This is a genomic window from Gemella haemolysans, assembly GCF_012273215.1.
GTDB classification, from domain to species: domain Bacteria; phylum Bacillota; class Bacilli; order Staphylococcales; family Gemellaceae; genus Gemella; species Gemella haemolysans_A.
In genome coordinates this window covers 155,320-172,276 of the sequence record NZ_CP050965.1, presented here as the reverse complement: position 1 = coordinate 172,276, position 16,957 = coordinate 155,320, and the positions used below count along the sequence as shown (strand labels likewise).

Sequence of the window (16,957 nt, the reverse complement as noted above, 5' to 3'; positions counted from 1 at the left end):
CCCTTCTTTTTTATTTATTACATTTTCTCTGGAGCAGATACTCCGATTAAGTCTAAAGCGTTTCTTAAAGTTATTTTAACGGCTGTAATTAATGCTAAGTAACTTTGAGTTTGCTCTTTATTTTCAGTTATTACTTTATTATTATTATAGAATTTGTGGAAAGAACTTGCAAGACTTTGTAAATAATTACAAATTCTGTGTGGTTCATAGTTTTTAGCAGCCTGTGCTACTATTTCTGGATAATATGCTAAGTTTTTCAGTAAGTCTACCGAATACTCATCAGTTAATAATTCATAATCACAATTTTTCACATCATATTCTACTTGTTCTGCTGCTTGACGTAAGATTGAACAAATTCTAGCATGAGCATATTGAACATAATATAGTGGGTTATCACTTGATTGTTCTTTTGCTACCGCAAAGTCGAAGTCTAAGTGACTATCTGCACTTCTCATTACTAAGAAGTAACGTGCAGCATCGGCTCCTACTTCATCGATTAAATCACGAAGTGTAATTGCTTTACCAGTTCTCTTACTCATTTTTACAACTTCACCGTTATTAAGTAGTTGTACCATTTGCATAATTAGAACTTCAAGTTGCTCTGCTTTATATCCCATCGCTACGATACTTGCTTTTAATCTTGCAATATATCCATGGTGATCTGCACCTAAAACGTCTATTAATAAATCAAATCCACGATCTAATTTATTTTTGTGATAAGCTATGTCACTAGTTAAGTATGTTAGTGATCCATCCGCTTTAATTAATACACGGTCTTTATCATCACCTGTTCCTAAAGCTGTTGTTTCTAACCATAAAGCTCCATCTTTCTCATAAACGAATCCTTGTTCTCTTAAAGATTCTAAAGCTTTATCCACAAGACCATTTTCATATAAAGATTTTTCACTAAAGAACACATCATACTCTAATCCAAAATCTCCTAAGTCTTTCTTAATATTTTCCATTTCATACGCTACTGCATACTCACGAATAAACTCATTTAAGTCTTCTCTTTCTAATAATGAATCTCCAAATTCATCTTTTAGTTTTTGACCTAGAACTTTAATATCTTCACCGTGGTATGCATCATCTGGCAACTCAGCATCCATACCTAGCGCTTGTTTGTAACGAACGATTGCAGAAATAACTAGGTTATTAATTTGATTACCAGCATCATTGATATAGTATTCACGAGATAAATCATATCCTGATTTTTTCATTATTCTTGCTAATGAATCAGAATAAGCAGCATTTCTAGCATGACCTACATGTAGTGTCCCTGTTGGGTTAGCCGATACATATTCTAATAATACTTTCTTACCCTGACCAATGTTGTTTTCACCATATTTAAAATCATCTTCTAATATTTTACCAACAACACTACCTAGACTTGATTTCTTAACAAAGAAGTTAATGAATCCTGGTCCAGCTATTTCAATTTTCTCTACCGCTTCATCTTCATCTATATTACTGATTATTTCCTCGGCAATAACTCTAGGGTTTTTACGTAAAACTCTTGTTAATTGCATCGCTACGTTTGAAGAAAAATCTCCATTTTCTGTATTTTTTGGAGTTTCTACATGTATATCTACTCCGTCAATTTCTAATTTGGCTAAAGAATTTTGTAATAATTCTACTATTTTATTTTTCACCAAAAATTCCTCCTAATTACCTACTAAATGTTTTTCACTAATATTTTCAATTTATTTTGCTGTTTGTCATTTTTTCCGAAATGTATATTGTACACTATCTCAAATAAAGTAAAACTATTTTTTGCCATCTTACTTATTTTTATAAGTTGTGTTTCCAATTTCATCTGACCATATTGTGTACTGTAGTCATTACTTGTTTTCGTATATGCTAAGTACATTTTTGAATCGTCTTTTTCTATACTAACACTTTCTTTTATTTTGTCAATAAAAATTTCTATTTTTTTGTTATTTTTATCACTATAAGTTATTTTCTCACTTGTAGCTTCTTCAGTATGTGTCCCTATATGAGAATCTTCATGGATTTTCTCGACATCAACATATGTTGTTATTTTAATTTTACTATTCATTAATACTTTCTAATTCCTCTTCAATTTCTAACCAAGAATTATTTAATTCATCAACTTCTTCCGTTAATTGTTTTAGTTTTTCATTAAACTCTTGTGTTTTTACCATATCAGTATAGACTTCCTCTTTTGCAAGTTCATTATTAACCGATAGTATTTCTTCTTCCAAACTTTCGATCTTTTCCATCAACTCATCACGTGTTCTTTCTAGTTTTCTTACACGACGTTTAGTTTCTTTATCTAATATATAATTATTAGTTTCTTTTGCTTCAACAACCTCTACTTCTTTATTCGTTAATTGTTGAGCTATTCTCTCTTGCTCTCTTTTTTCTAAATAATAATCATAATTCCCTAAATACATATTATGACCATTATCAGTAATATCTAATACCTTATTAGCTATCTTATTAATAAAGTACCTATCGTGGCTTACAAATACAATAGTTCCTTCGTAATTTTTAAGAGCTTCTTCTAGCACCTGTTTACTAGTAATATCAAGGTGATTAGTCGGTTCATCTAATATTAACAAATTATTCTTTTCTAACATTAGTTTAGCTAGTTGTAATCTCGCTTTTTCTCCACCAGAAAGATCTCTTACTATCTTAAGAACATCATCACCTCTAAACAAGAATCTACCAAGCACAGTTCTTACTTCTGCTTCTTTCATTAAAGGATACTCATCCCAAAGTTCATTTAATATCGTTTTTGAAGATTCAAATTCTGCTTGTTTTTGATCGTAGTATCCTAGTGACACTTTACTACCATATTGAACATTTCCGGCAATTTCTTTTTGTCTCTTCGCTATTGTTTTTATTAAAGTTGATTTTCCTATACCGTTTCTTCCGACAACAGCTATTCTATCTCCTTTATACACAGCAAGATTATAACTTTGACCTACTTTAGTTCCATTATAACCAACTTGTAAATCGCTAATTGTCAGAACATCACGACCACTTTGTTCTTTAATTAAGAACTCTATCCCTGCTGCTTTATCATCTTTTTTCGGATTATCTATAAGTTCCATCTTATCTAATACTTTTTGACGACTCTTAGCCATCTTACTAGTTGATGCTCTAGCAATATTTTTCTGAACAAATTCTTCTAATTTCTTTATATCTTTTTGCTGGCTAGTATATTCTTTTAGTTGTTTTTCGTAATCTTCTTCATACTGCACTAAAAACTTAGAATAGTTACCTACATATTTCTTAAGCTTACCAAATTCTAAGTTGTATACAACATTAACAACTTTATCTAAAAAATATCTATCGTGACTTACAATTACTATTGCACCATTGTATGCTGATAAATAATTTTCTAACCATGCTACATTTTCCATATCAAGGTGGTTAGTCGGTTCGTCTAGAACTAGTAAATCAGGCTCACTAAGTAACAATTTCGCCATAGATAGCCTTGTTTTCTCTCCACCTGAGAAAGTACTAATTTTCTTATCAAAGACTTCTTTTGTAAAATCTAATCCATAAAGTACACTTTCTATCTTACTCTTGTAATGATAATCCTTATGAGTTAATACTTCATTTTGTAACCTATCAAACTTATTAAGTAATGCTGGATCATTCTCAATATTTTCCGGAGTTAACTCAAAAGACAATTTCTCTAATTCTGCTTCCAAAGTAATTATCTCATCAAAGCAAGTAATCATTTCTTCATAAATCGACAAATCTTCTCTCACGATAAATTCCTGTGATAGATATCCAACTGTCGTATTTTTTGAAATGGTTCTTTCTCCACTATCGAAACTAATGGCACCAGCTATTATTTTTAATAAAGTACTTTTCCCAGCACCATTTCTTCCGACTATCGCAACTCTATCTTTATCATTGATTTCCAATTTTACATTTGAAAAAATTTCGTTTACTACAAAATTCTTCGTTATATTATTTAGCTGAATTAACATAGTTTCTCCTTTCTTTCTAATTTTTTACTTATTTTTAACAAAATATTATCTAAATTGTTTATAACTGAAATATTATACCATATTTTTATCTTTTAAGCTAATAATTACAGTCGTTATCTTTTATTATTCAAGTTAATCTTTAATCGATAATGTTTATCAATTGAAATTTATTTATTTTTCTCTCGTAATTATAATTCAGAATATAAAAATTATGTTAATTTATTTATTCAATAAATTTTAAGTATTTTTAGCTATTAAGTGTGCCTTTTATCAAAATAGAAAAATATTCTTTATACCATCTTTCAATATTTTTAACCTTTAAAATTAAATTTATAATATAATTCTTATAGATTATTGTTACCTTTTTATATAAATGTTATAATACAAATGTATAATAAAATTATAGAATAAGGGGGATTCGTTCATGAAACCAAAAAAATTATTATCAGTCCTTATGGCTGCCGGATTAGCATTTACTGCTGTCGGATGCAGTAGTTCATCTAATTCATCTTCACAAAATTCTAATCAACCAGCTGACTATGTAGCTGGAGTATCATTAGATAAACCAATAAAAGTAGATAAAGAAGCAGGTACTGTTACTGTTCTTACAAAAATTAACGGTAAATACTTCGATGAAGCTACAAGACATAACTCTGTAGAACAAAGTGGTACAAATGGAGCTAAATCAATTTTTACAGCTTATGCTAAACCAGAAGAATTCTACAACGCTTTAATTGAAATTGGTGCAAAACCTGGAAATAATATGAATCCAAATAATGCAACTACTACTCACGTAGAAGGAACTCCAATCAAAGCAGAAATTACTTGGAATGGTGCAGAGAAAAAATATGATATCAACGAAGTTGTAAAAGATAGTAATGGAAAACAAATCGACTTCCGCTTCGGTGGTAACTTAGAGCGTGCTATCGACAAAAACACAGGATGTTTATCTTGTCTAGATAGTTGTCCAGTTGGAATTATCTCAAATACTACTTATACTTATGGAGCTGTTGAAACTCGTAAAGAAGTTAAATTTACTGGTAACGAGAGTGTTCTACCTGAAGATGGTACATATGCAGCAGTAGTTTACAGTATTAAAAAATAGTAATTGATAATTAAGGAGAAATTTAATGAAACGCTTAAGATTATTGTTCTATTTCACAAGTGTTGGTATAGCCGTTGGTTACTTCTTTGCTTTTCTACTGTTCTTCTTTACACAGTTTGAAATGCTAGCCGATCAAAGTCTTGTAATATTCGTTTGGACTGTTTACGGTATAATGACAGGATTATACTTTAAACGCATCAATCGAAAATACACATTCTTTATTATAGAAGCTATTATACTTCTTATGGCTATTTTTTCTGGTAAAACTAAAACTTTACTATATATAGCTCGTGAAGTACTACATGCAGGATCACTTAACCAAATTAAAACTCCGTTCATCATTGGTGTTATTATTGTTAACTTAATAAACCTTTATATTATTCTAACACTATCTAGATACCAAAAAGTTTATACTAAAGATGAACTTAAAGCGCTAAAACAAACAGAAGTAAAACTTAGTGACTTAAGAGAAGTAGATCCAGAAGAAGAGAAAAAATTAAAAGCACAACGTAAAAAAGTTAGATACATTACTCTTGCTTGCTTCGCAATCTTCTTTGCAGTTTATTTCACAGTACCAAGTTTTAAAACTGGTATTAATACAGCATTCGCTACATTATCTCAATTTGATACAAATGCAGTTATCGAATACTTACGTGGATGGGGAGCATGGGCTGCTGTAGTTTCTGGAGTTCTAATGGTATTACAATCAATAGCTGCTCCAATTCCAGCTTTCTTAATCACATTATCTAACGCTGCTATTTTTGGTTGGGTAATCGGTGCTGTCCTTTCTTGGTCAACTGCCATGATAGGTGCAGCGGTATGTTTCTATATCGCTCGTGGATTAGGACGTGATGTTGTAGAAAAACTTACAAGTAAAGGTGCAATGGCTAGTATTGACGTATTCTTCGAACGATATGGGGATAAAGCTATCCTTATCTGTAGATTGTTACCATTCGTATCTTTCGACTTTGTTAGTTACGCTGCCGGCTTAACAAACATGAGTTTCTGGAGATTCTTCATCGCTACAGGTGTCGGACAATTACCAGCAACTATCGTCTACTCATACGTAGGTGGTACACTATCAGGTGGAGTTAGAAATATGTTTATCGGGCTAATGTGCTTATTCGCATTATCTATCGTTATCGGAATCATGAAAAAAATCTATAGCGACAAACATAAAAAAGAAGAAGAACTTAGTGCCGCTTCTAACTAAATATTAAAATAAACAAAAGCAACTAGAGATAAAATATTTGCCTCTAGTTGCTTTTATACTATTAAATATCTATTCCTTTTTGACTCAACTGTCTCATAAAGAAGAATTTTTCTGTACAAATTTCTACTTCGTTATCTGTAGTTAGTCTATTATCAATATAAACATCTATTCCATCTACTACATATTTTGAATACAATTTTGCATCAAATTTATCAGCCATCGAAACCACGACAGCTCTATTTACTCTACCACCTCAACAAAACTGTTGAAACAGAGATACTAACACGTGTTTTTTATTTTTCTCATTTAATAATTTTTTCGCTTGATCATTAATTGTAATTTTCATTTTCCTCTCCTATTCTACTCTATTGCTTTTAGAGCTTCTACCATATTTACTTTTTTTAATTTATTATGCATTACTATCATTACTACTATCGTAATAAATACCGTTATTCCAGATGCCAATAAATATACCACTAATGGTACCTTACTACTAAACATCATATCACGACCCGCTAGTTCTAATATTATTTTCAAGTACATCCTATAGCCAAGATAGTTACCTAAGATAATACCTACCGCACTTAAGTAAAAAATTTCTCTAAATACATAAATAGTCACTTCACTTGGATAAAATCCAAGAACTTTTATCGTCGATAATTCTCTTATTCTCTCTGAAACATTTACATTTATTAAATTATATAATACTACAAGCGCTAACGTTAAAGAACAAATTACCATTACCGCTACTATAATATCAATTCCTTTAATAAAATTATCTAGTATTTCTTGAATCTTCGAATTATCACTAATGTTTACGATATCGCTATTATTATGTAACTTACTTACTACATTTTCAACAGATTCTTTACCGCCTGTTGTCTGTATTAAAAATGTATTGTCTTTATACTCTTTCTTAAAAACAGTTTGATAATAATTTTTATCAATGTATATCGTATGTCCGAAATAATTCTTATTGATTTCTCCTACAGTTAGTGTGTACTCCTTATTATTTACTACTACAGTGAAATTATCCCCCTTATTCAACTTGTGTAAGTACGCCAATTTTTCACTAACTACAGCTCCGTTTTTTGGGATACTTATATTATTATCACCATTATCTTTTAAAGTAATATAGTCCTTATATTCACTTTTGTCGACTGTAATTAACTGCACAGAATCTACGATTTCATTATTACTCTCAAAAGTTGCAAGTTGAATATTTACTCTTGTATTAGCTTTAACATTCTTGTCTTCGCTAACCTCTTTTTGGAGTTTTTCTACACTTGTACTATCTACATAAGGATTATAAGTAGCTGCTATATCTACCTTATTTATCACTTTAAACTGTTCTTTTGAAATATCAATAACACCATATCGAATACCAAAACCTATAAACATAAGTGTTAAACATCCCGTAACTCCAAAGATCGTCATCAACATTCTTATTTTATAACGAAAAATATTCCTAAATGTAACCTTTCTTAAAAAACTAAGTCTTGACCAGATGAATGGTACTTTCTCTAAGAATATCCTACTTCCTTTACTTGGTGCTTTAGGACGTAATAAGTATGCACTTTTTTCTCTAAGATTCTTTCTTAAAGGTATATAAATCGCTAAGCTTATACATCCTAATGAAATTATGAACGCTGCTATAAGAATACTTGGGGTATACACAATTTCCGGTTTATTAAATGTAAAAAATCTTGCGTATGAATTATATATTATTGGTACTATTACTAAATACGCTCCGATAATTCCTAAAATAGTTCCTACAAAGGTTGATAAACCTCCATAAACAAAATACTTTTTAGAAATCTGATAGTTACTGTATCCCAATGATTTTAGCGTACCAATATTTATTCTGTTTTCATCAATCATCCTTGTTAAAGTAGTTAGCGAAACTAAGATTGATACTACGAATAAAAATATAGAAAAAACATTCGCAACAAATGTTAAACTACTTGCGGAATCTATAAACTGAGCATAATTTTTTAACCCTCTAATGTTCTCTACTGAAAATCTTGGATAACTTTCTTCTTTAAGACTTGTTCTTGCTATATTTAATTGTTTTTTATTATCATCAATCTCTTTTTGAGCTTTATTTAGTTTTTCTATTTGCTCATTGTAATTTTTGCTATCAACATTTTTTAATAATTCTATTTTTGATTTAACAGCATTTAACTGTTCTTGTGATTGATTTACAGCTTTCTCATTTTCGTTAATTTTTTTATTATTTTTCTCTAAATAACTTTTCTCATCTGTTTCCTGTTGAATTTTTAATTTTTCTATAAGAGCATCTCTTGTTTTATTAACTTCAGTTATATAATCTTTATCACTATATTTATAATTAATATTTTTTAATTTAATATTGACACCACTAACATTTTCAAATTTAAAGACGTTTCTTTTTACATATCCAAAATAATCTTTATTAGCTAGATTATTATTCGATACTTCTATATGATCTGCACCTTGTACAAAACCTACCACTCTAAATTTAAATTGTTTCAAAGTGTTACTATCATTATTACTTGAAACGAAAGAAATTTCATCACCGATTTTATAACTACCTTGAAGTGATTCTACTAAAGCTATTTCACTTTCATCACTAGGTAAAGTTCCTTCAACAACCTTAGGTAAAACTAATTTTTCAGGTATAGACTCAACATTTACGAATTTATTACTATTGGTGATTTGTAATTTTTTTATATAATAACTCTCACTTATATCAATATTATCAAAATCATTGATTATCTTCATATCTGAATCATTAACACCATAACTATGACTTACTCTCAAATCATACATCTTATGGCGCTCTATATATTTATTATAAGTATTTACCATTGCAGGTGAAGTTTCTTTCAAACCTACAAATATAAAAACTCCCAGAAACATTATTATCATTATCGATATGAATTTTGACTTAGTCCGTGAGACTTCTCTTAATATATCTCTATTTATTGCTTTCATAATACTACCACTCTATCTCATCTATACTTTTAGGATTAGTATTTTGTGTTACTCTCTTTACTCTAGCATCATAGATTTCTATTACTTTATCAGCTGCTTCTGCAATAGAACTATTATGAGTAATAATAATAACTGTTTTCTGTTCATCAACACTATATTTTTTTAATATATTTAATATATTTTTTCCAGTTTTATAATCTAAAGCTCCTGTCGGTTCATCACAAAGTAATAGTTTAGGGTTCTTAGCTATTGCTCTAGCTATAGCTACACGTTGTTGCTCCCCTCCAGAAATTTGCGAAGGAAAATTATTCAATCTATTTTCTAGTCCAACAAGCTTCAATATTTCGATTGCATCTTTTGGTTGTTTTACTATTTGTTCTGCTAATTCAACATTTTCCAAAACAGTTAAATTTGGAATTAAATTATAAAATTGAAATACAAATCCTATATCTTCTCTTCTATATTTTGTAAGTTCGTCTTCATTCAAACCAACGATTTCTTTTCCGAAGACATTAATAGATCCTTCACTGGCATTATCCATTCCACCTATAATATTCAACAATGTACTTTTCCCAGCACCACTAGGACCTAAAATTACTACAAACTCTCCTTCATTAATATCAAAACTAATAGCATCATTAGCTATAACTTTATTGCTATCTTCACCATATACTTTAGAAACATCTTTTACAATTATTTTTTGCATAGTATTTCTCCTTTATTCCTATAGTATAATTATATCACATATTATTTAATGTTTTAACTTAACCGCTTACCCTTAAACATTCCTACTAAACAGATTTCTTTACAGTAAAAAAATTTAGTATTATAATATCGTAGACTAGTAAATTTTTACTGAGATTTTTGATTACAATAGGAAGGAGAATATATGCTAAACATTTATGAATATCCAACATGCTCGACATGTAGAAAAGCAAAAAAACTATTAACTGAAAATAATATTGAAGCGACATACTACAATGTAAAAGAAAAAACACCTACAGTAGATGAATTTAAAAAAATAATCGAAACATTCGACTTACCGCTAAAAAAATTATTTAATACTAGCGGGCTGGTTTACAAAGAACTAGGGTTAAAAGACAAGTTGGCTACATTATCTCTTGATGATGCACTTAAACTACTTCATGAAAATGGAATGTTGATTAAACGACCACTTGCCTTTGATTTTAAAAACGATATTTTATTATTAGGATATAAAGAAGAAGTTTGGGAAAAAGCCCTTTTATAAAAAAATTATTAAATTATCTATTGATATTTATAAAAAATAATGTTATAATAGTCGAGATGTGAAAACATTAAATTACGATGTTCCTCTGTTAATCAAGCATTAATAAAGAACATTTTGTAAAAAAAGGAGAAAGAAAAATGAGCAAAATCATTGAAGCGATTACTAAAGCGCAATTAAGATCAGACATTCCTGAATTCAAAGCTGGGGATACAGTAAGAGTACACGTTCGTATCGTTGAAGGTGGACGTGAGCGTATCCAACAATTCGAAGGAGTAGTTATCAAACGTCGTGGTGGAGGAATCTCTGCTACTTATACTGTACGTAAAATTTCAAACGGTGTTGGTGTTGAAAGAACATTCCCTGTTCACACTCCAAAAGTTGAAAAAATTGAAGTTGTACGTAAAGGTAAAGTTAGACGTGCTAAATTATACTACCTACGTAACTTACGTGGTAAAGCTGCTCGTATTAAAGAAGTACGATAATAAGAAAAAGCTTAAAAGCCCTATTACATCTGTAACAGGGCTTCTTTTTTTTTGCTTTAATCATGTTTTGACCATATTCATCAAAATTCATAATTTTATCCTAATTCTATTTTTTATCTTCAACACCACCCAATACTATCAACAAAAAATATTAGTACAAAAAGAACTAGCCATTTACAATAGCTAGTTCTTCAGATTGTTGACAAAACGACCAAAATATCAATGAACATATTGATGTTTTGGTCGTTTTTCAAAAAAAATAAGCCTTATGACTAAAGCATCAGTAGTATTAAGAGATGATTATACCTCTCTTAGTGCTATTGTTTTCATATTTTGAACGCAACAAGACAACCAAGCGTACGACTGTACTTTGGCTTTACCTCTATATTGTGCATATCTGTATCCATGATTTTGTTTTGAATCTGCAAAGCTACGTTCTATTGTTTCTTTTCTTCTCTTATACAATAGTTTTCCTTCTTTTGATATACGTCTTAATCTAGCTTCATCATAATAATCCGCATTTATATGGCGTCTTACTATTTTCTTCTCGTTTTTATCATCACTTTTATATTGTTTATATCCAGTTCTATCTATATTTCTGTATCTAAATATTTCTCCTGTTCGTTTATCCACATATATATCTTTTTCTGGTAAATATTTGAAATATTTTTTATCTTTTGATTTTGAGAATCTTCTATATCCTATTACTGAAAATATATTTTTTTTATCTAACTGTTTTAGTATGTCTAGAGAATAATATCCGCTATCTAACGCAACTTTTCCTGGTGTTAATCCGAAATTTTTTTCTATCTGATTTAATCTATCTATATATGGACCACTATCATGAACGTTTCCTGGAGTTATGTGACAATCCATGATTATATTATTTTTCCCATCTACTGTTCTATGGTCTAAATACATAAAACCTTCTTCTTTATGATCTCTGTGATAATAACCGCTATCCGGATCAGTTGTGTTAACTCGTTGTCTTTTTAGTTCTTCTTTTTCTTTATATTCAAAAGGCTTTTTTCCTATTTTTTCTCTCTCTTCGTTTATTTCTTTTTCTAAATCTAATTTTCTTTTTTTTATTTTTGTAGTTACTTCAACTTTGAATTTCTTTTTATTTGCGTTAGCTTTTATATGTGTTGAATCAGTAAAAAACTCAGTGCCTCCAACTAATTTTTTATCAATTGCTTGGTTCACTATATTTATAAATATTTGTTCGAATACATCAGTTCCTTGGAAACGTCGAATATAGTTTTGTGAAAATGTAGAGTAGTGTGGAACTGGTTTAGAAAATGGTATCCCTAAAAACCATCTAAATGCAGCATCTGTTTCTATTCTTTTTATTGTTTCTCTCATTGATTTTATTCCATAGAAATCTTTTAAAAACACTAATTTGAATAATACTACAGGGTCTAAACAATTTCTACCTGATGTGTGGCTATAGTATTCTTCTGTCAAATCATAAATAAATTTAAAATCAATAGCTTTATCTACTTTTCTTAAAAAATGATCTTTAGGTACTATTTCTGATAATGTCATTAGTATTATTTCATCTTTGATATTTTCTACTTTATTAAACATACTAAAACCTCCTTTGTATACTTATATTATACCATTTTAAGGATTTTATTTCAGTTAAAAAACAGGCTGTTGACCTATTTGTCAACAGCCTGAAGAACTAGCCATTTACAATAGCTAGTTCTTAATATTTTATAAGTCTAATTTATAATCGTCTGCTTTTACGAATCCTTTTTTCTCCATATAATAATAAACCGCGTATGAGATTATTGCTGGTAAAATAAAGTGCAATAATAAAATTTCTATTAACAGTACCGAATGAGAAACATGATTAGACATTGTTTGCCATGTCATAAGTTGCCCTACAAGTCCAGATGTCCCCATTCCACCACCTGCAGGGTTATTCTCCATTCTACAGACAATTGTAGCAATAGGTCCTAATATTGCACTAGCTACTATCGGCGGAATCCATATAATAGGTTTTCTCATAATATTCGGAACTTGCAGCATAGATGTTCCTAAACCTTGAGCAAACAGTCCATTCCAACGATTAGCTTTGAAACTTATTACTGCGAATCCAACCATTTGTGCTGCACAACCTACAGTTGATGCACCAGCAGCTATTCCAGATAATCCTAAAATAATCGACAATGCAGCAGAGCTTATAGGTAATGTCAAAATTATTCCCATAACTACTGATACAACTATCCCCATGATGAATGGTTGAAGTTCCGTCGCTTCTCTAATAAATGTACCTAAGATTTTCATACCTTTAATCAAGTAAGGTCCTGTGAAATACGAAACTATCGCACCTATTATAATAGTAATGAATGGAGTAACTATTATATCAATCTTTGTCTTACCTGAAACTAATCTACCAATTTCAGCTGCTATAACAACAGAAATAAATGCTCCTAGCGGATCACCAGATCCTGTAACAATTAATTTACCTTGTTCTACTAGATGATTCGTCCCAAGATTAGAACCAAAAGCACCTAGAAAACCTACTACACCTGAAGCTAAAATTACCAACTTAGGTGCTTTTAAGGCATGCGCTACCCCTATACCAATTACCGGCCCTGTTAAAGCCATTGAAATTGTAGCTACAACAATAAGAAAACTAGATAGTGCACCACTTAAATTTATAGCAATTTGTTTAATAATTAATCCAATAATTAACGTACAGAACAAACCTAATGCCATACCATTTAAGGCAACTATAAAGTATCTATGAAACAACTTTGATAATAAATTATTTTTATTCATATCAAACTCTCCGTATTTAGTATAAATATAATTTTGCACTAATCGTGCTCACATTCTATTATAACTCATTCTTTTTAATTTTTCTCTAAAAACACTCCTTGAAAAAGAAAAAAGGTTTAAGTAATTCTACCTAAACCTTTTAATATTTTCTATTATTATGCTGAAGCTCCGCTTGTTGCATCTGCTGCTGGCGCTGCTGCAGGTGCAGGTGCTGCCGCATGACCGTGTCCAGCGTCTGAAGCTCCACTTGTTGCGTCAGCTGCTGCTGGTGCTGGCGCTGCTGCATATCCGTGACCTACTGGCACTCCATTTTTAACTAATGATTGACCAGTTTGTTTTAGGTACCAGTCAACGATTGGTTTGAAGTCTAAGATGTACTCGTTGATACCAGCATATTTACCGTTTTTATCGTACATTGCTTGATAGTTGTGCACTACGTATTTGTCTGGTCCGTGAGTTGGTACGTGTGTACGGAATACATCGATTTGTCCTGAACGTAGTAATCCTACTAACCAGTTTACACTCTTTTGTATTCTCTCTGGGTGATCTGGGTGAACTTTTGCTAATGAGCATCCAACTTGACCTGGACGACGTTTTGCAAGCATTTCATAATCTTCTTTGTTGTAATTGTAGTAGATGAATTGGTTATTGCTATCTGCATAAGTTAATTCCATTGGCATAGAGTTTAAGAAGTAGTTAAGTTGGTCTACTGTTAAGATACCACGGTCAAGTTTAACATATGTATCTCCAGATACGGCATTAACTTTCTCAGCTGCTAATTCAACCCAGTTATCATCATCCATATCAACACCTTCAATTGTTGTATCACATTTTCCACTAGCTGTTAAGTCTTCTGGTGGTGTTGGTTTTCTTTCTGCTAATGATTGTGCTACTGTAGCAAATTTAACAAATTTAGTTAAACATGTACGTAAGTAACCTACTGTACGATCATCTTTTAAGTTTCCTTCTGCATCGAAAGCTTCTTTAGCTTTACCTAAAAGGAACTCATTACCAGGGAATACGATTGCGTTAACACCTGGAGCGTCTAAGATTTGACGTAAGTGTAATTGGGCACGAGATGATCCTTGATCATAGTATGAAGCTCCAAGTACCATTACTGGTTTGTTTTCAAGTGGGTGTAATTCGAATGATAACCACTCTAAAGCACTCTTAAGAGAAGCTGTAATTGTGTGGTTGTGCTCAGGTGTTGCGATAATAACACCGTCAGCTTGTAAAATTTTACGGTTCATTACTAATAAATCTTTGTTTTCTCTTGAATGATCTTCATCTTGGTTAAACATTGGTAAGTTAGTAATGTCTAATAATTCTAAAGTGAATAAATCTTTATATTCTTTTGCTATAAATTCCATTAATTTGCGGTTATAAGAAACTTCCGCGTTTGAACCTACGATTCCTACTAATTTCATGTGTCTACACTCCTATCCTATTTTAAATCTTCCCAAGAGAAGTTTTCAATTTCTTTTTCAGCTAATTTATGTGCATTGATTAATTTCTCAGTAATTTTAATGAATAATAAGAAATCAGCAAATAAACTATCTAATTTAGCAACTGTTTCTGGGTTAGAAATATCTCCAGCTTCGTCAAAAGCTTGTAAAGAATGTCCTAATAAGAACTCAGAACTTGGCATTACACGTGCTTTAACTTCTGGTGAATCCATCATTTGACGAAGGTGAGCTTGTGCACGAGATGATCCTAATGTTCCATATGAAGCTCCTGTTAACATTACTGGTTTGTCAAGTAATGGATGAATTCCATAAGATAACCAAGCGATTGCACTCATTAATGATGCAGGTACTGCGTGGTCATACTCAGGTGAACTGATGATAACTCCGTCAGCTGCTTCAATTTTAGCTGCAATTTCTTTAACTCCTTCAGGTAATTCTTTATTAGCTGGTTTGTTGAATAAAGGAAGATCTTTAATTTCAACTAATTCGATGTCAGCTTTACCTGCAAAATGTTTTTGAATATATTGTAAAAGTTGGCGGTTTGTAGATTTTTTAGAGTTTGTACCAACTAGACCAATTAATTTTACCATGTTTTTGTTTCCTCTCTCTTTTTTTGTACTATCTACTTTATTTGTATCTAGATTTTCTTGTCTTGTTTTTTTAACATTTTTTTTGTTTTTTACTTCAGCCACTTTAATAGAGCCTCCTTAAATTAATAGTATTTTCAGTATTCTTCAAGATATTATCAGCTAACATATTATTTTATCTAGCACTCCGCTTGTATAATAGATTTTACCTTCAATTGTTACAACAACACCTTCTATATCAGGTAAACTATCTATTTCATCCATAATATCTTCGACATTTTTTCCAAATAACCTTGTAGTCCAAATTTCTCCATCCACCGAGGCTGTTGAAATTATAGACAAACCTGCTACATTTGTTTCAACGGGATAACCAGTTTTCGGATTTAATATATGATGATAAGTTTTTCCGTTTTCTGTGTAATTACGTTCATAAATACCAGAAGTTACAACAGATTGATTTTTTATACCTATAGTAAATAAGTGATTTCCCCTAGGTTCCACAGGATTTTGAATACCTATGCGCCACATTAAATCTGGATTATGCTTAGCATCACCAAAAGTTAATACGTTACCACCTAGATTAATTAAACCCGCATCTACACCTCTTTTTTTCAAATATTCAATCATTAAATCCGCAATATATCCTTTTGCTACGGCACCTAAATTAATAGCCATACCTTTCTTTGCAAGATAGACAGATTGCTCTTCTTCATTGAGAATTATTTGATTAGGATCTGTTATTTCTAATAGACTATCAATTTCTTGTTTTGTTGGAACTTTGACATCATTAAATCCTATTCTCCATGTCTGCACAATTGGTCCAATAGCTATGTTTAAAAAGCTATTAGGCGCACAGCTGTGAAGTTTTCCAATTTTTATCAAATCAAATAAATCTGGATGAACTTTGACAGTTTTAATACCTGCATTATGATTTACAACCATAAGTTCAGAACTATCATCGTTTGCACTAAATCTATGCTCATACATCTTTAACATTTCCACAGCATCATCTAAAATATTTTCAGCATCAATGCTATCAAAAATAAGAATATCTATATGAGAACCCATTAATTTTAAGGTCTTTCTTCTTAAATTCATTTTTTTACACCTTACAATAA

The 16,957-nt window shown here is 30.7% G+C and carries 15 protein-coding genes; 4 read left to right on the top strand and 11 right to left on the bottom strand.

Annotated elements, in window-relative coordinates; genetic code table 11:
• Positions 1-17: 17 nt before the first annotated feature.
• Genes argS through FOC48_RS00865 form a run of 3 tightly spaced genes read right to left on the bottom strand, consistent with a single transcriptional unit; the run spans position 18 to position 3,971 of the window.
• Positions 18-1,652 carry an arginine--tRNA ligase gene (argS, locus tag FOC48_RS00875; RefSeq protein ID WP_003147862.1) on the bottom strand — a complete coding sequence of 545 codons (1,635 nt, stop codon included), beginning with the start codon at positions 1,650-1,652 and terminating at the stop codon, positions 18-20.
• Positions 1,653-1,675: 23 nt separating this feature from the next.
• Positions 1,676-2,059 (bottom strand): hypothetical protein, encoded by a 384-nt coding sequence (locus FOC48_RS00870; RefSeq protein WP_003147863.1) that lies wholly within the window; start codon positions 2,057-2,059, stop codon positions 1,676-1,678.
• Entirely contained in the window at positions 2,052-3,971 is a 1,920-nt protein-coding gene (locus FOC48_RS00865; protein WP_003147864.1) for an ABC-F family ATP-binding cassette domain-containing protein, read from the bottom strand. Before FOC48_RS00865 ends, FOC48_RS00870 begins: the two co-directional genes overlap by 8 nt.
• A 424-nt stretch (positions 3,972-4,395) precedes the next feature.
• On the opposite strand from FOC48_RS00865, the gene FOC48_RS00860 reads away from it, so the two are divergent.
• Together FOC48_RS00860 and FOC48_RS00855 are read left to right on the top strand one after the other, a co-directional pair.
• Positions 4,396-5,076: a YdjY domain-containing protein gene (locus FOC48_RS00860; RefSeq protein ID WP_003147865.1), complete on the top strand. Its 681-nt coding sequence runs from the start codon at positions 4,396-4,398 to the stop codon at positions 5,074-5,076.
• 25 nt (positions 5,077-5,101) lie between these two features.
• A complete protein-coding gene (locus FOC48_RS00855) occupies positions 5,102-6,289 on the top strand; it encodes a TVP38/TMEM64 family protein (protein WP_003147866.1) in 1,188 nt (395 codons plus the stop codon).
• Between the two features lie 61 nt (positions 6,290-6,350).
• Here the strand turns inward: FOC48_RS00855 and FOC48_RS00850 are convergent, their stop codons facing one another.
• The 3 genes from FOC48_RS00850 to FOC48_RS00840 form a co-directional block, all read right to left on the bottom strand.
• Entirely contained in the window at positions 6,351-6,509 is a 159-nt protein-coding gene (locus FOC48_RS00850; RefSeq protein WP_155801261.1) for a hypothetical protein, read from the bottom strand.
• A 140-nt stretch (positions 6,510-6,649) separates the two neighbouring features.
• Entirely contained in the window at positions 6,650-9,199 is a 2,550-nt protein-coding gene (locus FOC48_RS00845; protein WP_254263185.1) for an FtsX-like permease family protein, read from the bottom strand.
• 70 nt (positions 9,200-9,269) lie between these two features.
• The gene (locus FOC48_RS00840; RefSeq protein ID WP_003147870.1) at positions 9,270-9,971 is read right to left on the bottom strand and encodes an ABC transporter ATP-binding protein; all 702 of its coding nucleotides are present in this window, start codon (positions 9,969-9,971) and stop codon (positions 9,270-9,272) included.
• A 183-nt stretch (positions 9,972-10,154) separates the two neighbouring features.
• Here FOC48_RS00840 and FOC48_RS00835 point away from each other — a divergent pair, with 183 nt between their 5' ends.
• Together FOC48_RS00835 and rplS are read left to right on the top strand one after the other, a co-directional pair.
• Positions 10,155-10,514 (top strand): Spx/MgsR family RNA polymerase-binding regulatory protein, encoded by a 360-nt coding sequence (locus tag FOC48_RS00835; protein WP_003147873.1) that lies wholly within the window; start codon positions 10,155-10,157, stop codon positions 10,512-10,514.
• Between the two features lie 137 nt (positions 10,515-10,651).
• On the top strand, positions 10,652-10,996 hold the full coding sequence (rplS, locus tag FOC48_RS00830) for a 50S ribosomal protein L19 (protein WP_003147874.1): 345 nt from the start codon (positions 10,652-10,654) through the stop codon (positions 10,994-10,996).
• Positions 10,997-11,296: 300 nt separating this feature from the next.
• Here the strand turns inward: rplS and FOC48_RS00825 are convergent, their stop codons facing one another.
• The 5 genes from FOC48_RS00825 to FOC48_RS00805 form a co-directional block, all read right to left on the bottom strand.
• Positions 11,297-12,583: an IS1182 family transposase gene (locus tag FOC48_RS00825; protein ID WP_172497796.1), complete on the bottom strand. Its 1,287-nt coding sequence runs from the start codon at positions 12,581-12,583 to the stop codon at positions 11,297-11,299.
• Between the two features lie 129 nt (positions 12,584-12,712).
• Complete coding sequence (locus tag FOC48_RS00820) at positions 12,713-13,786, bottom strand: PTS sugar transporter subunit IIC (RefSeq protein WP_035467234.1); 1,074 nt, start codon at positions 13,784-13,786, stop codon at positions 12,713-12,715.
• Between the two features lie 155 nt (positions 13,787-13,941).
• Positions 13,942-15,213, bottom strand: a complete 1,272-nt coding sequence (locus tag FOC48_RS00815; protein ID WP_003147879.1) for an NAD(P)H-dependent oxidoreductase — start codon at positions 15,211-15,213, stop codon at positions 13,942-13,944.
• A 17-nt stretch (positions 15,214-15,230) separates the two neighbouring features.
• Positions 15,231-15,944, bottom strand: coding sequence for an NADPH-dependent FMN reductase (locus tag FOC48_RS00810; protein ID WP_003147880.1), 714 nt, complete (start codon positions 15,942-15,944; stop codon positions 15,231-15,233).
• A 57-nt stretch (positions 15,945-16,001) separates the two neighbouring features.
• The gene (locus FOC48_RS00805; RefSeq protein WP_003147881.1) at positions 16,002-16,937 is read right to left on the bottom strand and encodes an FAD:protein FMN transferase; all 936 of its coding nucleotides are present in this window, start codon (positions 16,935-16,937) and stop codon (positions 16,002-16,004) included.
• Positions 16,938-16,957: the final 20 nt, after the last annotated feature.